Raw genomic sequence first — 20255 nt, forward strand, 5'->3', positions numbered from 1 at the left:
CGCCCGCAGGACGGAGTTGACCATGAGTACGGGAACCAAGCTGCGCAACATCGGCCCCAAGTCGGCCGCGTGGCTGCGCCAGACCGGCATCCGCACCCAGGAAGACCTCGTGGCGGTGGGTTCGCTGGCGGCCTTCGTGCGGGTCAAGCGCGCGGGCTTCAAGCCCAGCCTGAACCTGCTTTACGCGCTCGAGGGCGCGATCCTGGGCTGCCACTGGCAGGAAATCCCCGACGAGCGCCGAAGTGAACTGGTGCTCGCCGCCGGCGAGGAAGTGTCGAAGCTGCCGCTGCCCAAGGGCAAGCGCATGCCCGCCGCCGGCCCCGTCACCACCGTGCGCCACGACGATGACGAGGGCGCGATGCCGGAACCGGATTTCGGCTTCGACGACCCGTCGTCCGCTTCAGCCGACTGACGCGCTTTCCACGTGGGACCGCAGCTGGCCCAGCAGGTAATCCCAGACCCCGCCCATCATCGCCACTCGCCCGGCGTCGAGCAGGTTTTCGTGCGTGACCGACAGCCGGCAGCCCTCGCCTTCGGCCTGCAGGCGGTAGTCCACCACCATGCGGTTTTCGGGGCGGTCCTCGGTGCCGTGGTTGGTGCTCCAGTAGCGGTAGCGGAAGTGCCTGGCCGGTTCGAAGGCCTCGATCACGCCGTGGTCGGTGAACGCTTCGCCGCCCACCTCGCCGTGGAAGACGATCGGCCCGCCGACGACGCCGCTCGATTCCACCGCGGTGAACGGCCAGAACGCCGTGAGCTGCGCCGGCTCCACCAGCGCCGCGAACACGCGCGCCGGCGCGGCGGCCAGCACGACTTCCTTGCCCACCCGCAGGGCTGCGCTCATCGCACCACCGCGTACTCGCGTGCGTCCTCGCGCCACTTCGGCGTGGCGGCGATGGTGGGCAGCACCTGCTCCACCGAATCCACCAGCGACCACATGGCGTGGTGCTCGGGGTTCATGAACTTCTCGGCGATCACCTGCTCCATGAAACCCTGCAGCGGCGTGTAGAAGCCGCGCGTGTTGAGCAGCAGGATCGGGCTGAAGTAGATGCCCAGGCGCTTGAGCGTGATCGCCTCGAACAATTCCTCGAGCGTGCCGCAGCCGCCAGGCAGCGCCACCACGGCGTCGGAGCCGGTGAGCAGCTTGTGCTTGCGCTCGCGCATGTCCTCGACGAGCTCGAGGTGCGTGAGGCCCGGGTGGCCCCACTCCAGGTCGGCCATGAACTTCGGCAGGATGCCGATGACTTCGCCGCCCTTCGACAGCGCGCCATCGGCCAGCGAACCCATCAGGCCGGTGGAGCCGCCGCCGTAGACGACGCTGCAGCCGTTGCCGGCCAGGGTTTCACCCAGTGCGCGCGCGGCGGCGTGGAACTCGGGCGCCACCTTGGCGCTGGAAGCGGCGTAGACGCAGACGCGCATGGGCGGGACCTCGGTGGGGGCGGGCGGCCATTTTGCCACTGCCGGCAACGCGGCGGCGGACCCGGCCGGAACGCCGGTCAGCCGGCCTCGGGGTGTCGCGCCTGCCAGGCCGCCAGGCGCTCGCGGTAGTGCTCCATGGCCTCGGCGTAGGTGTCGAGCACGCAGGGATTGCAGCCGCCGTCGCAGCAATCGCCGGGCAGCGGCTTCTCGGGCTCGACCGGGCGCGGGTCGTTGGCGGGCGGCAATGTAGTCATTAAATAAAGTCAGTTGAAAAAGCCTGCCTGAGAGGCCCGCAGCTGGAAACTTTTGAAACCAGCCAGATCTGTTGGAACTCGCCTACCGGGCCGTACCGTAGGATTTCCGAGAATAAAGTCCGTTGAATTCCCCGGGTCGCCGAGAAAAGTAGAGCCCAGAATCCAGCTGGCGTTCAATCCTAGGGCCAGTCTATCGCACGCCATGAGACGCCACTCCGGGACAGTTGTGCCCTAACGGCAGCCGGGGAATCCCAAAATGACAACTCCAAGTGAAAGGACCAGAGCGCTCGTCTGGGGTGGCGGATTTCTTATTGAAGTGGCCCGAGATGCGAGTCTGCCACTGGCTCTGCGTCGGAAAGCAGCAACAATAGCGAGGCACTTTCCTACCATCGAACAAATCGCAAGCACCAGCTCATTTCCCCCAAGCCCCGAGCCAGCGGAGGTATGCAGGGACGACCTTACGTCTTGGGGCGCCGAGCTCCAGCACGGTCCGCTCAAGGAGTCGACCAGGATTCCTTGGCCGGAGGGGTAGCCCGCAAAAGAGTGAACTCTAGCCGCGCCAAATATGACTAGCCCCAGCCGCGCTGGGCGTCCAGGTACTGGCGGACGACGTACAGGTCGGCAACCTGGCCCCCAATCATTCGGTCCCGGGCGCTGCTGCCGGCGAACAAAGGGGCCGCATTCGCGCGCTTGATCCATCCGTCCGCCTGTACCGGCGCCCCGAAATGGATGTGCAGGGATCGGTAGATGCCCAGGACGTAGCTGATGCGCTCAAGGACATCATTGGTGAGCGCTCCGGTGCGAGTCCGCCTCCACCGGTAGAAGGTGGAGCGTGCCGGACGGCCGAGAAGAACGCGGGCCTCTTCAGAAGTAAGGCCCCATTTCTCGCAGATATTAAAGAACGCGGTGAGGCCTGGCCCGGAGAGATCGCGTCTTGCTGACAAGGACTCATGGGTTTGAGGCTTCATAACGGACCTCACTGGATCTTTGACGGCAGGAAGATCTACCGCCGGCCAAAAGAGAGGCCGGCGCTGCCCTCCGATATTCTAGCCCAGCGACTCCGCTCGGATCATCGGGCACCGGCCTTGGCGACCAGATGCCCTGGCCGCATCAGTCAACATCGAACGGCGCTTACCCTAGTCTCGGCGGACGCTCTCCTCACCGAACGCGTCGACGAAGAGCGTCAGCATGCCGCCAGGCTCGTCATTCTCGAATGCAGGCTCCTCCGGTGGTTCAAAGCCCCTTGGCCACGGATGGCTGCGCTCGCGGGATATCAGCTGATTAAAATTCGCCAGCGCGTCATGACGGGTGCTTAACCAGCTATATCCTGTGGCTTGGGCTACGGTGGCTAAAGGCCGGTGCGTACCCAACTGAATGACGGGTAGCATCGCGTATGCGTGGGGACCTATCCTCGCACCCCAACTAAGGTCTAGCAGCAGCTGACTTACCTGCAGAACTGAGCCAACTTGGTTTGACGGCGTCACAGCATGGCCGGAGGTTGAATTGGAAGCCGTGGCTATTAGCGCTTGGTAGAGGTCATGCCACTCTGGGAAATGAGCCGCATCCACGGGCGCCCCGGGCAAGAAGGCGGGCCCGGCGACGCCGGGTGATGTTGGATCCTGCCAAGCGTGTGCTTTGCTGTTGATAATCGAGCAAAGGCACTGGAAATAGGAGCTGATGCTGATGTGGGAGGATGCATGGAGTTTTTGCCATTCTTCCGCCCATGTCTGAGGTTTTGGTGTCGCTCCAGGCCAGCGCGGAGCGACAGGCGAGTATCCATTCGAGTAGGCCGATGATTCCTGGCTGGCATCGGCGTCGAAGTCCAGGAACGTCCACGGGGTGCTCACGTCCACGGCCCAAGCTGGGCTTTTACTCGTTATCCCGTTGTCAGGAAAATCCCCTTTTAGCTTGAAAGCCTTCTGGGATCCATTGAGCCAAAAGTCGGGCATCCGATGAAGAAGGTCGAGCTCGAACGGCGTGCTCGTTCCACCATAGGTATCCAGCAGCTTCTTTGTTCGTTTGCCCTGAATGAGCCACATCCATTTGGCGATTTCGCCGCCATACCGCTTTCTGACAATAACGGCGAGATCAGCTAACTCTCGCTTGTTGACGCGCGTGGTCCCCTGGTACCAAGACACCCACGCGTGCTTATCCATCCACACTGAAGTCAGTTGGATGGGCTGACCGGTCGCGGAGCTGAGATTAAAGGCCAAATCGGAAAGTGATGACCCCTGATGCATGCCTCGAAGAAAGTCGAGCTCCCAGGCCACTTTGCGTCTCTTGTAGTTGGCCACTGCCTTGCCATAGTCCCAAAGCGATTTGTCGTCTGGGATCGTCATTCTTCATCGACCTCGCTGAAATGCTCGTAGTGCCTGTGGATACCGAGTTGCTTATTCGCACTTTCATGGGTCGCCGCGCGGCCGCCTGGATCGGACGGAGCCGCCGCCTACGCGTCGTCCACCCAGATGACCTGATTGACCAAGTCGCCGTTGGCATCGAGCCCTAGGATCAGATGGGCCGTGTGCAGGTAACCTAGCTCCCGCCGAAAGGCCAGTAACTTCTGCCGGTCATAGGCCAAGCTTCCGCCTGGCTTCTTCATTTCTATGGCCAGGAGGTTGCTCGCATCAGAGTTCCGTTCGTGAACAATGATGTCTGGAAAGACCGTGGTGGCCCGGACCTCTCGGTCCAGGGCGCGTCGCGGGGGAAGGTGGAGTCGCTTGGCATCCGCAAAATGGCGGTTGTACTCGCAGTCGATACAGAGCGGCGGCGGGACAAGCTCCGGATCGTGCATGTAGTGGGCGATCCGATAGGAGAGCGCCCGCTCGGTAACATCGAGCTCGAGCAGTATCCGGTCAAAACGGATTACCTGGTCGACAGCCTGGGTTAGAAGCCTCATCGCCTCTTCGCGCTGCATGTACTCCGCCTCCTCGGTACGCCGCCTAGTTTGCGGAGGACATCAATGGTCATACTGGGCACGGAGCGTCCGGCCGATGTGCTCCATCATCGGAGTCGCTTGGCGCATGTTGAGTTCGAACAGCGTCACCGCCTCGGCCTCCGAATCGGCCAAAGAGACCTGGGTCAGCTGCCCGCAGAAGCCATCGATGGCGACACGCAAATCATCGTCTTCGACGCGCTCCTTGAGGATCATGGCCCATCGACGCGCTAGTCGATTCTCCTCGGAGAGCGACTCGCCAACCGCGTTCTTGCCCCATATCCCGGTGCTTCGGAAGGCGTGGCGATCCTCCAGGTGGCAACGAGCCTCCAACCGAAGCAGGTCACTGAGCGCCTCTTGTAGCGCAAGCAACGTTTCCCGTTGGAAAGCCCGCCCTTGGTCCCGACGTCTGGCCTGATCGTCCGCGGCCTGCAGGGAGGCGGCGTGGCGGGTGGCAATGAATGCGGTCACGATGCTCGCGGCCGCACCCACCACCGTTCCGATTAGGGCGCCGATCGCCCCCCATGTTGCCGGTTCCATGATCTTCCCTATCCCTGATGGGCTGAGTTAAAAAGCCGACAAAAGGATGCGATACCGAAGCTAACTCAGTACCTTCGAGCGAATCTACCGCTCCTCGCGGGGCGCTGTGGCGCTTTGGGCGCATGCGCCCGAATCAGCTACCCTAACCTCAGGTCCTAAATGGCCCCGCTAGTGAAAGCGGGGGACGTCGCGCCCACCTGCACCATCGCCCCGACGACTGAGCTGTGAAAGACTCACTGATTGGATGCATATTGCGTTGAAAAAAGGGGGCTTGCAATGCAAATCCGTCAGCTGAGGGTTCAGAGCTTTCGCGGCATCGCCACATTAGATTGGACGCCGTCGAACTCCTTCTGCTGCCTGATCGGCGCCGGAGACTCGGGCAAGTCCAGCGTCTTGGACGCCATCGAAGCGGCTCTCTCGTCGCGATGGTATTCGTTCTCTGAGCCGGACTTTTTCGGATGCGACACCTCGAAACCCATCGTGATAGAGGTCACCGTAGGCGAGCTCTCGAAGCCCCTCAAATCGGATGAGCGGTTCGGGCTCTACATTCGCGGATGGACGACAGCCGGCGCGCTACGCGACGAGCCCGAGGACGACGACGAGCCCGTGCTTACCGTTCGCTTGACCGTCGATGCCACCATGGAGCCGGTCTGGGAGATCATCTGCGATCGCACGACGGACACCCGCACCCTCTCCAATCGCGACCGCGCGCTGTTCGGCCTCGTTCGCCTGGCGGGGGAAGACGCGAGGCATCTCACCTGGGGCCAAGGCTCCGTTCTGTCACGACTCACTGGCGACGCCAAGGAGGCGGCGGCCAAGCTGAGCGAGGCATACAAGATCGCGCGAGCCAGCGCAAAGCTGGACGAGATTAGGGCGCTTACCGATGCGGCGGCGCAGGCTGAAGGCTTTGCGAAGGGTCTGGGTGCGTATGTCCAAGGAACCTACGGTCCCGGATTGGAACTGGGACGCTCCGGCATGTCCTCTGGCTCCATTGCGCTGCATGATGGCAGTGTCCCGCTCCGCCTGGCCGGGTTGGGCACGCGGCGGCTGGCCACGCTCGCGATCCAGAAGTCAGCGGTCACCGAGGGCGCAATCGTTCTGGTGGACGAGATCGAACATGGACTGGAACCACACCGAATCATCGGGGCGATCTGCCAGCTAAAAGCCGACCAGGCTCTGGCTAAGACCGCAGGCAAGCCAGTCGGCCATGTCCTTCTGACGACGCACTCCGATGTCGCGCTGGGAGAAGTTCACGCGGAAGGGCTGCGCGTCGTCCAGACAAATGCGGCTACTCGGCAAATGGTGATCAATCGGCCGACGACTCCGGATCCGCTGCGCGCCCTTCTACGCTATACGCCGCGCGCACTTTTCGCTCGCCGCATCCTCATCTGTGAGGGAAACACTGAACTGGGGTTGCTCCTTGGACTGCGGGAGAACTGGCCGGCGCGCCATGATGGGAAGCCGATTGAGCAGCTAGGAGCTGCGATCGCGGACGGGAACGGCGGTCAGGCCTGCGCCATCGCCGCAGCATTGTCTGATCTTGGCTACCAAGTCGCGCTATATCGCGACTCCGATGTACCGTTGACGCCGGACGAGATACTTCTCCTCACCACGTCCAAGGTCCAGGTCATCGAATATGGCTCGACTCTCAACACTGAGCAGGCTGTTTTCCTGGATGCCCCCGATCCTTACGTCCAAGAACTCCTGGGCCACCTCCGCGCCGAATATGGCGACGATGCAGTAGACAACAACCTGGACAACGCAATCCCGGATCTAACGCTCGCGGATATTCGCGGGCCGTTCGCATCCTGGGAGCTGATCACTGCACTAGACGGCCGGCAGCTGCGCAACGCAATTGCCGGGGTAGTTCATAAGAAGAAATGGTTTAAGAGCCAACACGCTGGCCGCCAACTCGCTCCGTTCGTATGGAAGATCGCCGGTGCTTCCCAACATGCTCCGTTGACACTGTGCATCTTGAACGTGGAGGGCTGGCTCTATGGTTGACCCTGCCGAACTCCTCCGGCAAGGCAATTCGTCCGTTGTTGCCCCAGCTGGTCATGGCAAAACGGAAGTGATCGCCAAGGCGGCCGCGCTCGGCAACCGGACGTTGGTACTTACGCACACGCACGCTGGCGTGCACGCGATCCGAGCGAGGTTGAAGCGACTCGGTGTTCCCACGGCCCGAGCCGCGGTAGAGACCGTCGCCAGTTGGTCTACGCGATACGCCTACGCTTTTCCCGGTGTGGCACAGCCCCCGCCCGGAGACCCGCAGAGCGGCGCAGAGTGGGACCAGCTCTACGCAGGGTCCAGGGCGGCGCTCGATGTCTCGGCCATTCGGGACGTTGTGGGATCGTCCTACGACCGAGTCTTGGTTGACGAGTATCAGGACTGCAACTCGTTGCAGCACGAGCTGACCATCGCGCTGTCCACAATCGTTCCCACCACCGTCTTCGGAGACCCCATGCAGGGGATTTTCGAGTTCGCAGGCGCGACCTTGGACTGGGATCGGGATATCTTTCCGACGTTTCCCCTCTTCGGCTCCCTGGACCAGCCCTATCGATGGAAGGACAAGAACCCCGACCTAGGAGCGTGGGTGGCGGAGACCAGGCTCAAACTACTGCGGGGCGAGCCTATCGACCTGATCGATCCCCGTATCTGTTACCGGCCCTCAACGGACGCATTCGACATGGGCGTTCTGTTCGATGGGATCGATGCCAAGGAGGGCAGCTTTGCGGCGATCCATTGCAACAAGGGTATCTGCTACAAGCTGGCAAGCGCGGCGAACGGCGGCTATCAGGCAATCGAGGAAGTTGCGGCGAACCGACTGAGGATTTTCGCCAGGGCCTGGGATGCAGCGCCAGACGTGAAGTCGAAGGCGAACGCCATCGTTGAGCTATCCAAGGACTGCTTCCATAAGCGAACGACCGCGGAGACGGAGGCGGAGGCGGCGGAAGTTCTGGTGGTCAGAGAGGGGTTGAACATCGCCTACGAGGGCATGAACGATGGCAATGGCGCAGAGGCTGCAATCCCGTTCATGGCCCTCCTACGAAAACGCCCGCTCTACAAGCTCTATCGCGGCGGTCTATGGCGCGACTGCGAGCACGCCGTAGGAGAGCTTGCAGCCGGTCGGGCTGAGACCATGGTGGCCGCGGCAGAGCGGATCAAGCAGCGGGTGCACAATACGGGCCGCAAGCTTCCTGGCCGCACCGTATCAACGCCGCTCCTTCTGAAAGGCTTGGAGTTCGATCACGTTGTGATCCCCGACGCCACTCACTTTGGCAGGGAGCGGCAAGCGCGAGCGAAGCTGTTCTATGTCGCCATTTCCCGCGCGACCCGCTCGCTAACTATCGGCTCGTCGTCCCGGTTCCTTACTTTCTAGCCAGCGGCGTCATCCCCGGGCAGTTCATCGCGACAGGCAAGCACGACGATTGCAACTGGGTGAGAGCAGCAACTGCGAGAATCCTGACTCTGTCTGCCGGCACTGGTCGATTCAGTTGCCGACGATCGCGACGACGCCAATGTGGTGCGAAGATGCAAGAAACTACGCGGTCGTTCGGTAGCCAGACAGTGCCGAAACGATATCTAGAGCCCTGACGCAGACTGGTTCCCTTGTGCCGACCCCTTCCGATAGGTCATACCAAATACGGAATCCGCAAGCCACTTCCTGAAGCTATCGTTGTCGCTGTACTGCCGGAACAGTTCCGTGTCGTCCTTCATCAGCTCGATCAGTACACGGCCTAACGCCTTGTCATGCTCGATACGCGCATTGGCCGCCCCTGAGTTGGCCTGGGCGTTCTGATACGCGGTGTCCGCGGCCACTCGCTCCGGAATGTCCTCGGTAATCAACTTGCGGACCCTGTCCTCGTCTTGCCAGGAGATGTTGCCGAACTGGTCATTGAAGGTCTTGAGGATGTTGGACAATGGCTCGAGGTCAGGCTCGCGCATGCCGCCACCACTGCCATCCGGCACGGGATCTAGTGATCCATCCGCATCTGCTAGGGCGATCTTCATGGCGGCCTGCTTTTCAACCCTGTAGCTGTCCATGTCGATGGTTTCCAGAATGCCGCGCGACAGGTCTTCCTCCTTCGGGGCCGGGAGTTTGGACACGAGCAGGTTGAGCACGATGGACAGGCGCTCCCAGTCCGCCTGCGTGTACGGCAGGATGGCGGAGAGAAAAGCGTAGGTTCTGATGAAAGCCTTGGTTTTGCCTTTGAAGTCGACTTGCGCGTCTTCGTCGAGTTCGTTGTAGGTGGCGACGCAGGCGTCCAGGATCGGATCCAGCTTGTCGCGTTGCGCGCCGGCCAGGAACAGGTCTACCAGGCCTTCCACCTGCTCAGGTGAATAGACCTGGTAACCGTCGAGTGCGGACCTCAGGTCATGCAGCTTGTTCGGATCTGTCTCGTCAGACAGCAGCGTGGTGCGGTAGTAGGGCTCGAATGAGGCCTTGATGGTGTCTGCGTCGTTCATGAAGTCGAGGACGAATACCTCGCTCTTCTTCGGGTGCGCCCGATTGAGCCGCGAAAGCGTCTGCACCGCCTTGATGCCAGACAGACCCTTGTCCACGTACATCGTGTGTAGGAGCGGCTCGTCGTAACCGGTCAGGAACTTGTCGGCGACCACCAGCAGACGGTACGGATCTTTCGTAAGCCGGTCCGCGATCAGACTGGAGGCAAACCCATTGAGGGAAGCCTCGGTTACCTTCTTCCCGCCGTATTCGTGCTCCCCGGAGAATGCAACGATGGCGCGGATCGGGCTCTTCCGTTCCATCAGGTACTCGGTGATCGCGTGGTAGTACTGGATCGCCCGCTCGATGCCGCTGGTGACCACCATCGCCCGCGCTTGCCCGCCGATCTTCTGACGCGCCAGTACGTCCTGATGGAAGTGGTCGACCATGATCTCCGCCTTGAGACGGATGGCGTGGTCGTGGCTCTCAACGTAACGCCGGAGCTTCCTCTTCGCCCGCGTGGCGTCGAACTTAGGGTCGTCCTCTATCTTCTTGATCAGCTTGTAGTAGCTATTGACCGGTGTGTAGTTCTTAAGCACATCAAGGATGAAACGCTCCTCGGTCGCCTGCTTCATGGTGTAGCTGTGGAAGGGCCGATGCTTTACGGTCCCATCCGTCTGAGGCACGGGCACGCCGAACAGCTCCAGGGTCCTGTTCTTTGGCGTTGCGGTGAAGGCGAAGTAGCTGGCGTTGGGCAGTAGCTTGCGCGCCTCCATCAACGTGTTGATGCGGTCCTCGGTGGACTCGTCCTCATCCTCGTCGTTGCCGGCCAGGGCCCGATTCATCGCCAGGGCGGTGCGGCCACCCTGCCCCGAGTGCGCCTCGTCGATCAGGATGGCGAAGCGGCGCCCTGCGTGCTCGCTCCCGATCTCGTCCAGCACGTGCGGAAATTTCTGCACGGTTGTAATGATGATCTTCTTTCCGGCGGCGATGAACTGGCGCAGGTCGCCGGAATGCTCGGCATGCCCGACCGTCGCCTTCACCTGCGCGAACTGCTTAATGGTGTCGCGGATCTGTTTGTCCAGGATGCGGCGGTCGGTCACCACGATCACCGAGTCGAACACTGGCTGATCCTTGGCCTCCTGCTGCAACCCAACTAGCTGGTGGGCCAGCCAGGCGATGGAGTTGGACTTGCCGCTGCCGGCCGAATGCTGAATCAGGTAACGCTGCCCCACCCCGCGCGCTTTCGCATCAGCCAACAAGGCCATGACGACATCACGCTGGTGGTAGCGCGGGAAGATCTGGGTGCGCTTGACCCGCCCTGTCTTTTCGTCCCTCTCTTCGACGATCTGCGCATAATTCTCGATGATGCTCGTCAACCCGGCATGGGTTAAAACCTGCTTCCACAGATAGTCGGTCTTGAGCCCGTGCTCGTTAGGCGGGTTGCCGGCACCGTCGTTCCAGCCCTTGTTGAAAGGCAGGAACCACGACGCCTTGCCCCTTAGCTCGGTACAGAACTGCACTTGCGCATCATCCACGGCGAAGTGCACCAAGCAGCGACCGAACTGGAACAGCAACTCACGCGGGTCGCGGTCGTTCTTGTACTGCTCAACCGCGTCGGCCACGGTCTGCTTGGTCAGGCTATTTTTTAGCTCGAAAGTGGCCACCGGCAGGCCGTTGATGAACAACGCGATGTCCAGCGCGAGCTGCGTGGCCTCGCGGCTGTACCGCACCTGCCGGGTCACACTGAAACGGTTGAGCGCAAACTGCTCCTCGGCCTTGAGATTGCCGGGTGTCGGCGAAGCGTGGAACAGGGTGAGATGGTGGGCGCCATGCTGGAGGCCTTTGCGCAGGACATCGACTACGCCGCGCTTGGTGATCTCGCCCTGCAGCCGCGCCAGGAACTTGCGCCGGGCTGGGCCCTCCTCGGTCAGTTGAACGGCCTCGGCAACGACCGGTTGCGATGCCTGCAGGAACTCCGTGAGTTGCTTGAGGTCGACAGCGTACTCGCGCTCATAGTCGCGCCAGTCGCCCAGAATCCAACCGCCGCTGGCGTACAGACCATGCGCCGATGCGATGCCATCGGGCCGCTCAGTCGTGGCGGTCATCGCCCCGACGATCAGGTCTTCCAGTCCGCGTTCGGTGGTGTCCGTTGCCATTAATCCTCCAGTCTTATCCTGCTTATGCGGCTTGATCCTCAGCCGCGCCCTCTTCCATTGACTCCACTTCGTTCTCTTCGTCGATATCGATCTCGCTATCTGCGGGATCGGCCAGCTCGGGAAGAGTGGCGGCAGCTTCACGAACATCGAGCTTACCGGTGACAACATCGGCAACGAGACGAATCCAGTACTCGCGAAGCAGGGTCATCTCGCCATTAAGAATAGCTCTGGTTTTCAGGATGGGAGCTACTGCGTCCGTAACACGTTCAATAATCCGTTTCTGCTCCTCGATGGGTGGCAGTGCAATAGCGCGCCCCGCCGTACTTTGTAGGTTCGTTCGTTGGCGTGTCGCGCCGGTTGACAAGGCCGCTGAGGCGCCGACTGCCGTTGCAGTGAGTTGCAGAGCCGCAAAATCTGGGAGCAATCGATTCTCGTCAACGCGAAAACGAAAGCAGTCTGCCTTAACCATTGCCGGTTCAATTCCAGATGGCGCGACACATGCTCGCCCAGCGGGATGCCTGTCATCGCCCAAGCCGGCAATCAGAATGTCACCTGAAAGCACGGAGTGATCACCCAGAGAAGCGTAGTGCATCGCCGAAATATAGGTTGCGCTAGATCCTTTGAACTCGGCATGCCCAATATTCTGAAGCCGCACAACACGAACGCCGTCGTCCACGTAATGGGCGGACTTGAGTCCAGATCCGAATGGACCATCGCACCGCGACACGGAAACACGACGGAGCGGCAGAACAGTCCAATGCTCTGGCACTTCGCCAAGCCACTCGACTCCTGATGGCTTGAGGCGCACATCGGGATCAAGGCCGCGGGTCACAGCGCGGTGGATGATGGCCCGCTTCTGTTCCTCCAGAAGCCGGATCAGCTTCTGCTTCGCGGCAACTGCGCGACGAATGCGGCGGTCAGCATGGTCAAGGAACCGAACGATGACGACTTGCTCGTCTTTAGGTGGCAGCAGCACCGGCATTCGCTTGATGTCTTTGAAATCAAGATTCTGACGCAGACCAGACCCGTAGCCGTAGATGATCTTCAACAGGTCATAGGCATTGAGGTACTGGTAACCGAACTCGTTCTCAACCTGACTGTTAGTTTCCAGGCAGAGGTAGGCAGAAGTGATGATGCCACGATCCTTGGCATGGCCGATCCGCAGGCTATTTCGGTCATTCTGTAAGTCGGTGGTCCGGACAATGATGTTGCCCGGCTCGACAATCTGATAGGTCTCAAAGGACTCCGGCACCAGTCCTCGTAACTTCTCCTCTGGTTTGATGACAATCCGTCCATAGCTCAAGGAAAGTACGGTCTTCTCGGCCATGCCGGTGTTGCGGACATCGCGCGGGCTATAAGCAACAAAGGCGGGGACAATGTTCCAATGTGCAGGAACGTCGCCCAGCCACTGGACGCCAGAATCCTTCATCTCCGCATAGGGCTTGAGTCCATCAATCATGCCAACACCTGCTGGAACCAAAGGAGCGCTGCTTCGCCTTCCTTCCGAACTACGGCATCGACGCTTCTGCTGTGACGGATGGCGTTACGAAGCTCGGCAAACTGCCCAAACCGTGTATTGAGCACTTCCTTGGTGCCAAAGCGTGCCTCGAAGCGGGGCCACAGCAGCTTGTTGATTAACGTGTCCTGGAGCTCACGCAGATCGAAGTACTCCAATTGGCCCTCCAGCCTGGCGTAATGGTCTGCATCCATCGCGGCGTTACGCTTGAGAGCACGCTGCAATCGTTCATCCACCTTGTCTGCCACGTTGCTCGGCACCAGCGCCGCATCGTCGCCAAGCCCGGTACGGATCGCCTCTCGCAGGCGGAGCTCTACCTGCTCAATGCCCTCGTCCAGCTCCCGCAGGGCCACAGGCAAGTCCAGGCGGCGCTTGACCAGCAGCGTCTCGATAGCCTCCTGGATCGTGCGCTGGCGTTCGGCAATGAAGGCCTCGAAGTCCTCCGGGGTGAACGGGTTGCGCATCAGGATGTCGAATGCCTTGTCGGAGACGAAATGGGATGCGAGGATGTCCCGCACCTGCTGCTCGCCGTTGTTGGCGACCAGCTCTGGCAGGTACTCGTTCGGCAAGCGATCGCTAATGACATGGCGATTAGTCTCGGCTGTCAGCGGAGTCCGATTGAGGATGCTGTCGCCCAATGAGCCGACCTGCTTCTTTGCCCATGCGCGTGGGACGATGTGGTGGTCATCCAGGTCGCCGGCCACAGGTACGGTCCCCTTCATCCAGTCCCGTGCGCCCTGCAGAACAAGCAGGTTGAAGATGCCGTTGTAAATCGAGGAACCTCGCCTGGTCTCCTTCCTAAGCTCGAGGTTGCGGAATTGATGCTTGAAGTCGGCGATTAGGGCGGGCTCGTCGTTTGCATCGTCGATCCAACGGCGCACATCCTGAAAATCACGCGCAGCTGTGGACTCAACGGACCCCGAATAGCGGCTCGTGAACACGCTGGCCCAATACCAGTCGCGGACCTTGCGCTGGGCATCCAACCTGCGGATGGCCGGCAGGCTGGCGACATGTGCCTGCAAGGCCGAAAAGGCCGGAAGAATCGACACATAAGGAAGGTATTGGGACGACGTTACGCCGAACTCGTGCGGATGCCGAAGCATGGCGATGCTGGAATCCATCGCATCCACCGCTGACTTCCAGCGGAACGAAAACTCCGCTTCGTCTGCGATCAGCACTTCCTGAGTGATCTTGCCGCTTGCGTCGCGGATGGGCTTGGCTTGCCCTGGCAGCAGGTAGTACAGATACTTGGGCGAGCAGTACGTCTGCCGAAGAATTGACATCACCTGCAGGATATAGACGTTTAGCTTGTCGCTTTCGACAAAGGACAGCCGCGGCTTGGCCTTGCGCCACAGGCTCTTCAGCTGAAGCCCCTTGGGCTTCAGCAGTGCATTCATCAGATCGAATATATCGAGCTTCACCCCGCGGCTGTTGATCTGGGTGAAGATGTCGCAAACCTTTTCGACTTCCAGATCCCGATCCAGTTCGATATAGGCGATCTGGTATTGCTCGGTGACGTCTTTTACCTGTGCCCCGAATCCCTTCGCATCTTCAACGTGGCGGGATGCCTTGGCCGCTGCCTCGTCGTCACCATCAGCCTTGGCCGCATCGCGCCGAGCCAACCAGTAGGCTTCGTACTCACGGAACCAGTCCGGCAGTGCCCATCCGCCCTTGCCCACGATGGCCAGAGGAAACATGTGCTGCTCGTATTGCGACTGCGGATTTGCGAGCAATTTTGGGCCGTACTTGGTCCAGTCGTAGACAAAGGCGTCTTCGTCCCCTGCCTCCATGAACCGATCGACTCTGATGAAATAGAGGTAACGCTTCTTGCGACCTGGCAGCTTCTCGTCAGGCGCAATGAAGGCGTAGTGCATGGCCGTGAGCCGCTGCTGCCCATCCAGCACGATGTGCTCGCGATTGCTGTCACCCCCGTCATAGCCGTAGACGTGTTCGCAAGAAAGCGCGTCGAAGTTCTCCTTCTTGCCCTTCCACAACAGCAAGCTGCCGATGTAGTAATCGAGGAATATCGAGCGCATCAGATCGCCGATGTCCCAAGGCTTCCACTCGAACTCTCGCTGGAAGTCAGGAATGACGAATCGGCCTTCCTTCAATCGGGTGACCAGTGCGTTCAGGCCGATATGGTCAGGCTTCTGAGCGTCCTTCATGCCGCACCTCCAACGATGTCGGCCAGTAGTCCGTCACTCTCGCGCTCCAGAGCCAGAATGTCAGCCCGAATTTCATCAAGCGTGCGCAGCGGCGCCGGCTTGTAGAAATAACGGGTGAAGCTGACCTCGTAGCCCGTCTTGATACTGTCTGGCACGTACCAGGCATCTGGCGCATAGGGCATCACTTCGCGCTGGAGGAAGGCCTCGATGCCTCCCTCCTCCAGCAGCGGCACCTGCTCGGTGTCGCGCAGGTCGGTATCCGGCTCGTACTCGACCACAGCCGGTTTGCCGTCGATGGTGGTCGCGAACAACCCGCGCAGTGGATCGGCCTTAACACCCTTCTTGTGCACCTTGCGGATCACCGGCGGTGCGGACTCGCTGCGTTCGGCGGCTTCCTTGAGCTTCTTGATTTCAGCGGGCTTGTAGGCGCGATCGTGGTCGATGCCGACCAAGCGCAACGGGCGCTCAACCGTGACCTTCCAGTAGCCAAGGGCGGCGTTGTTGAAGATCTTCGACTGCTCGCTTTCCTTGAAGCCCAGAAAGGTGTCGAGAATGCGCTGGATGTCCTCGGGGGACAGTTCGCAGTTCTTCTTGCCCAGGTTCTTGCGCAGTGGGCGATACCACTGCGAGGCATCGATCAGTTGCACCTTGCCCTTGCGATGCTTGGGCTTGCGATTGCTCATCACCCAGATGTAGGTCGCGATGCCGGTGTTGTAGAACATGTTGAGCGGCAGGGCGACGATTGCTTCCAGCCAGTCGTTCTCGATGATCCAGCGGCGGATGTTGCTCTCGCCCTGCCCCGCGTCGCCGGTGAACAGGCTGGATCCGTTGTGCACGGTGGCGATTCGGCTGCCCAGCGCGGAGCCCTGCTTCATCTTGCTGAGCATGTTGGCCATGAACAGCATCTGCCCGTCGCTGGAGCGGGTCAGCAGCGAATACTCGGGGTCCTCTGCATGCTCGATCAGGAAACGGGGGTCATTGATGCCGCCCTTGCCGCCCATGCGCTCAGCATCGCTTTTCCAGCTTTTTCCGTAAGGCGGGTTGGACAGCATGAAGTCGAACTCGCGTGCGGGGAATGCGTCGTTCGACAGCGTCGAGTGTTCAGGCCCACCCACGATGTTGTCTGCAGCCTCGCCCTCGCCCTTCAGCAACAGGTCCGCCTTGCAGATGGCATAGGTCTCGGCGTTGATCTCCTGGCCGTACAGGTGGACGGAGACCTGCTTGCCGTTCTTAGCCGCCAGCTCGGTCAGGGTCTCTTCAGCGACGGTCAGCATGCCGCCGGTCCCGCAAGCGCCGTCGTAGAGCAGGTAAGTGCCGGATTCGACTTGGTCGGCCACGGGATCGAAGATCAACCGGGCCATCAGCTTGACCGCGTCGCGCGGGGTCCAGTGCTCGCCGGCCTCTTCGTTGTTCTCCTCGTTGAAGCGACGGACCAGTTCCTCGAACACCGTGCCCATGGCGTGGTTGTCCAGGGCCGGCTGGCGGATGTTGCCGTCGGCCTCGCGCACGGGCTCCGGGCCGAGGTTGATGGCCGGGTCGAGCAGTTTTTCGATCAGCGTGCCGAGCGCATCGGCCTTGGACAGCCGGGGGATCTGGTTGCGGAACTCGAAGTTGTCGAGGATGTCCTGGACGTTGGGCGAGAAGCCGTCGAGGTAGGCCTCGAAGTCCGCCTTTAGCTTGGCCTGGCTGGCGCGGTTGCGCAGGTCGCGAAGGGTGAAGGGCGAAGTGTTGTAGAACGCCTGCCCGGCTGCCTGGCGCAGGGCTGCGTCCTGGTTGGCGATCCCGGCCTTGTCCAGGTTCGCCTTCATCTGCAGGACGGCTGGCTTGGAGGCCTCCAGAACGGCGTCCAGGCGCCGCAGGACCGTCATCGGCAGGATGACGTCACGGTACTTGCCGCGGACATACAGGTCGCGCAGGACGTCGTCAGCGATGCCCCAGATGAAGTTGGTGATCCAGCTGAGTTGGGTGGAATCCATTGGTTTTGTGTCCTAAGTTCTGAACAGCCGAGCGCCAAAAGCCGGCCGGATCGGCCAGATGGCGCGTACTATCAGTAAGTACAAGCTGAAATTGGCGTGACTTTGAACACTCGCGCCTCTTGTAAATCAAAGGCTTGCATTCGATTCGGCGCGCAGCCTCCCCTTAAGCGCCCCATTCTAGGTCGGGGTGTCTCATAGGGCGAGATGCCACGATCTATGCCGCACCCGACACCGCCCCCACCACGCAAGGTTCTTCAAGCTGCTTGGCCAGGTGGTGCCGGACTGGGAACGGCGAAGACGTCGTCTCGAAGCGACCCTTCTCTAGCTGGGCCCTGAGCCGGAGCTGCGCACGCATGTGGGCCAGAGGGGCTACCTCGCCCGGGCGTCAACGAGCTCCAGAGGTAGCTGTTGAACGTCTCCCCTCACGGCGTCCTGAATGGCGGAGCGGGTTAATGGGAGCCGGTCCAACTTGCAGATCTTCGTGCGCAGGTCGGGCACAACCCGTACAAGGTCCACCAAAGCCACCCGCGCCCCCCGGTTTCTTGTGGCTAGTTCATTGGCTGCAAGTCGGCAGGCCTTACACAGGGCTCGATCACGAGCATCCCAATCCAAGGCCCGGCGATTTCCTGAAGCGGGCAGCCTCAGATGAGAATTTTTCTTAGCCAACCATTCCCTGTCATTCCGATAGAGCCAGGCATATGCACTGGGATCCAGATCCCTGGCGAGCTTCGGGCCGCCGGGAGCCGCGACACTCAGCGCCGCGAGCCACCTGGCACGATTCTGCTGCCGCAATGCCCGCCCCTTGGCGTCTAGCCACTTCCCTTTCAGCCCAACCGTCGTACCTAGCACTCTACGCACAGAGGACTCTGACAGCCCCGTTTCTTCAGCGAGACTCGAGGGGTCAGCCCCTGCAGACAAGCCTTGGGTTAGCCGAAGCAGCGCCGCGCCCAAGATCTTCGAAGGACGCCGAGGGGTTGATCGCCCCTCGTCAGCAAGCCACGTCTGTGCTGTTCGGACGGCAATATTGAACTCCTTGGCGAGTTCTGTGACTGACGCAGCTCTTTGTGCCGCCTTCAGAAAATCTCCTCGAATATCTTGGGCTCGGAAGCGCTTCTCCTCAGCCAGCTCGCTACGTCTTGTCGCCGTTTCTTCACGCTTTGCTTCATCCAAGAAATCCGACCAAGACTCGAACAAGCAAGAAGCGACTATCAGCAGTTTTAGCGGGTGTCCCTGCCCCGGCTCGCTGAGGACAGACCGAACCCTGGAGATGCACGTTGCCTCTGAAGGGGTGTCGGCCGTCCACTCGGGCAATGCCGATAGGGCAGTAATCGCTGACTTCAGCCCTTTCCCGACAGCCGCCGTCGCCAGCCGACCGGATGTCGATATCCAGCCAGCCCGGATCATCCCCCTTCGAAGTGCCCCCGCAAAGGCTTCGCCGGAACCGGCTGGTTTCTCCGCCATCGCGGCTGATTCTTGTGAGAATCGGCTGAATCGATTGATGCTCGCCAGCTGCCATTCGTCCACGTGGCTGGTGAGCCCTGCGGGCAGGGTCAGATCAGATTCCTCGGGTAGGCTCCATTCGAACCGACCCTGCCTCGCCCTGTTGGAGATGGAGAAGAGCAACCACGTTTGGTGCCTACCGCACACCCAGACACCGGGCATCTGGTGATCAACGCGCCAATAGGCCGTCCCATGCTGCGCAGTGTCCTCAGCTATACAACCCCGACACGCCTTCAGTTCACAGATTGCACCAAACCCGCTTGCGAGGAGCCCGAACTGTGCCTTCAGCGACCCCAATCGAGGTGAGCGCATTGATGACAGCGCGGTGGCCCAGTCCGCCTCCGACCTCGCGACGAGGAAAGCCGGGAGAATGGTATGGGCAAGTGCAATCCTGCGAGCATCCCCGAGCTGCCCGTCGAAGGCAGCTGCCAGATGGTCCAGCCCGGCGGGCAGGTCGTGTGGATAGCCGCCCCGCGCATGCCCAAAGAGCTGTCGTGCTGTGCGATGAGGGCAAAGATTGCCACTGAGCCGGTGATGCCGACTCGCGAGACTGTAAACGGTCTCGCCTGGCAACCAATCTAGATGCCTGGCCGAGTCGAGCAGCTGTGGCTGTGACCTTGGCCCCATTGCTCTGCAGCCCAGCTAGGGCTCGACGTCCGCCACACCCAGTCGCTCCAGCTCCTTTGCCCAGCCTATCTCCTCCCGATTAGCTTGATGGAGGTGCCAGCCACCGCCAAGCAGCGGGACAAGTGAGAGCATGACAGTCACCAAGCTGTCAGTCCTCCGACCATCCAGCAGCATGTAAGCCGCAATGGCAATTACTGCCAGAAAGATGAACAGGCAGAACCATGCAAATCGCGCACGCGCTCGAACCTTTCTTCGTCCAGAAGTGATACGCACGAACACCCTGAGTCGCTCCTCAGCCACGCGGTTGATCTCTGCCTTGCGTGCGGCGTCGGTCAAAATGAGGGACTGGTCCAGTGCACGCGCCAACTTCGTTTCGAATTTCTCGTCCTGCATCGGCTTAGGCCACTAGTTTCAGAATCCGCTCAACGTCGAGGACCTCGGTGGCTGGCTTTCGCCTGTACTCGTTGTAGATCAATCGAATGACTTCACCGAACTTCTCGGGCTTCATTTCGAATCCGCGGGCCTGGCACCAGTTGGAAACCGCAATGACGATGCGCCCGACCAGCTCCCAATCAAGGCGATCGGAGGCCTCGTCCTCAGAGGCCTGACCGAACATCACGAAGTGCACGTCAAATCCGAGCTCACGCAATCGAGCCGTGTAATCCGTTGGCGGGAACCGAAGACCCTGCTCATAGCCGATCTGCGTCGCGGCTGTGAATCGCCCCG

Annotated in this window: 19 protein-coding genes; 5 read left to right on the plus strand and 14 right to left on the minus strand. The window is 60.9% G+C overall.

Going from position 1 to position 20255, the window contains the following annotated elements; translation table 11 throughout:
- Positions 1 to 22: 22 nt before the first annotated feature.
- Entirely contained in the window at positions 23 to 412 is a 390-nt protein-coding gene (locus N790_RS06155; RefSeq protein WP_043802198.1) for a TfoX/Sxy family protein, read from the plus strand.
- Here the strand turns inward: N790_RS06155 and N790_RS15200 are convergent.
- From N790_RS15200 to N790_RS15545, 3 genes are all read right to left on the minus strand, one after another.
- A complete protein-coding gene (locus N790_RS15200; RefSeq protein ID WP_084062709.1) occupies positions 401 to 841 on the minus strand; it encodes an SRPBCC family protein in 441 nt (146 codons plus the stop codon). The genes N790_RS06155 and N790_RS15200 overlap by 12 nt on opposite strands.
- Positions 838 to 1416: an LOG family protein gene (locus tag N790_RS06165; RefSeq protein ID WP_043802160.1), complete on the minus strand. Its 579-nt coding sequence runs from the start codon at positions 1414 to 1416 to the stop codon at positions 838 to 840. Before N790_RS06165 ends, N790_RS15200 begins: the two co-directional genes overlap by 4 nt.
- A 77-nt stretch (positions 1417 to 1493) precedes the next feature.
- On the minus strand, positions 1494 to 1670 hold the full coding sequence (locus tag N790_RS15545; RefSeq protein ID WP_084062710.1) for an oxidoreductase-like domain-containing protein: 177 nt from the start codon (positions 1668 to 1670) through the stop codon (positions 1494 to 1496).
- A 256-nt stretch (positions 1671 to 1926) separates the two neighbouring features.
- Between N790_RS15545 and N790_RS16800 the strand changes: the two genes are divergently transcribed.
- A complete protein-coding gene (locus N790_RS16800) occupies positions 1927 to 2202 on the plus strand; it encodes a BPSL0761 family protein (RefSeq protein ID WP_084062712.1) in 276 nt (91 codons plus the stop codon).
- A 37-nt stretch (positions 2203 to 2239) separates the two neighbouring features.
- Here N790_RS16800 and N790_RS06170 read toward each other — a convergent pair whose 3' ends face one another.
- The 4 genes from N790_RS06170 to N790_RS06180 all read right to left on the minus strand — a co-directional run bounded on the left by N790_RS06170 (position 2240) and on the right by N790_RS06180 (position 5073).
- The gene (locus N790_RS06170; RefSeq protein ID WP_043802163.1) at positions 2240 to 2638 is read right to left on the minus strand and encodes an antitoxin Xre-like helix-turn-helix domain-containing protein; all 399 of its coding nucleotides are present in this window, start codon (positions 2636 to 2638) and stop codon (positions 2240 to 2242) included.
- A gap of 168 nt (positions 2639 to 2806) precedes the next feature.
- On the minus strand, positions 2807 to 4009 hold the full coding sequence (locus tag N790_RS15950; protein WP_156969964.1) for a hypothetical protein: 1203 nt from the start codon (positions 4007 to 4009) through the stop codon (positions 2807 to 2809).
- A gap of 107 nt (positions 4010 to 4116) precedes the next feature.
- The gene (locus tag N790_RS06175; protein ID WP_043802165.1) at positions 4117 to 4584 is read right to left on the minus strand and encodes a hypothetical protein; all 468 of its coding nucleotides are present in this window, start codon (positions 4582 to 4584) and stop codon (positions 4117 to 4119) included.
- 42 nt (positions 4585 to 4626) lie between these two features.
- Positions 4627 to 5073 (minus strand): hypothetical protein, encoded by a 447-nt coding sequence (locus N790_RS06180; protein ID WP_169742149.1) that lies wholly within the window; start codon positions 5071 to 5073, stop codon positions 4627 to 4629.
- Between the two features lie 345 nt (positions 5074 to 5418).
- On the opposite strand from N790_RS06180, the gene N790_RS06185 reads away from it, so the two are divergent.
- The gene (locus N790_RS06185; protein ID WP_043802173.1) at positions 5419 to 7146 is read left to right on the plus strand and encodes an ATP-dependent nuclease; all 1728 of its coding nucleotides are present in this window, start codon (positions 5419 to 5421) and stop codon (positions 7144 to 7146) included.
- Positions 7147 to 7213: 67 nt separating this feature from the next.
- Complete coding sequence (locus N790_RS06190; RefSeq protein WP_245593750.1) at positions 7214 to 8521, plus strand: UvrD-helicase domain-containing protein; 1308 nt, start codon at positions 7214 to 7216, stop codon at positions 8519 to 8521.
- Positions 8522 to 8724: 203 nt separating this feature from the next.
- Here N790_RS06190 and N790_RS06195 read toward each other — a convergent pair whose 3' ends face one another.
- From N790_RS06195 to N790_RS06215, 4 genes are read right to left on the minus strand one after another with little or no spacing between them, the layout of a single operon-like run.
- Complete coding sequence (locus N790_RS06195) at positions 8725 to 11745, minus strand: type I restriction endonuclease subunit R (protein WP_052385737.1); 3021 nt, start codon at positions 11743 to 11745, stop codon at positions 8725 to 8727.
- A 22-nt stretch (positions 11746 to 11767) separates the two neighbouring features.
- Positions 11768 to 13204, minus strand: a complete 1437-nt coding sequence (locus N790_RS15555) for a restriction endonuclease subunit S (protein ID WP_084062714.1) — start codon at positions 13202 to 13204, stop codon at positions 11768 to 11770.
- Complete coding sequence (locus N790_RS06210) at positions 13201 to 15426, minus strand: DUF262 domain-containing protein (protein WP_043802182.1); 2226 nt, start codon at positions 15424 to 15426, stop codon at positions 13201 to 13203. The genes N790_RS15555 and N790_RS06210 overlap by 4 nt, the downstream gene beginning before the upstream one ends.
- Positions 15423 to 17402 (minus strand): type I restriction-modification system subunit M, encoded by a 1980-nt coding sequence (locus N790_RS06215; protein ID WP_043802185.1) that lies wholly within the window; start codon positions 17400 to 17402, stop codon positions 15423 to 15425. The genes N790_RS06210 and N790_RS06215 overlap by 4 nt, the downstream gene beginning before the upstream one ends.
- A gap of 187 nt (positions 17403 to 17589) precedes the next feature.
- Between N790_RS06215 and N790_RS16855 the strand changes: the two genes are divergently transcribed.
- Entirely contained in the window at positions 17590 to 17727 is a 138-nt protein-coding gene (locus N790_RS16855; protein ID WP_084062715.1) for a YgjP-like metallopeptidase domain-containing protein, read from the plus strand.
- Positions 17728 to 17771: 44 nt separating this feature from the next.
- Here the strand turns inward: N790_RS16855 and N790_RS16805 are convergent, their stop codons facing one another.
- From N790_RS16805 to N790_RS16395, 3 genes are all read right to left on the minus strand, one after another.
- A complete protein-coding gene (locus N790_RS16805) occupies positions 17772 to 19529 on the minus strand; it encodes a TnsD family Tn7-like transposition protein (protein WP_084062717.1) in 1758 nt (585 codons plus the stop codon).
- Between the two features lie 15 nt (positions 19530 to 19544).
- Positions 19545 to 19922, minus strand: a complete 378-nt coding sequence (locus N790_RS06225) for a hypothetical protein (RefSeq protein ID WP_043802188.1) — start codon at positions 19920 to 19922, stop codon at positions 19545 to 19547.
- 4 nt (positions 19923 to 19926) lie between these two features.
- The coding region (locus N790_RS16395; protein WP_211251960.1) for a hypothetical protein at positions 19927 to 20255 on the minus strand (329 nt) is incomplete at its 5' end.

The sequence above is a fragment of the Arenimonas malthae CC-JY-1 genome (assembly GCF_000747075.1).
GTDB classification, from domain to species: Bacteria; Pseudomonadota; Gammaproteobacteria; order Xanthomonadales; family Xanthomonadaceae; genus Arenimonas; species Arenimonas malthae.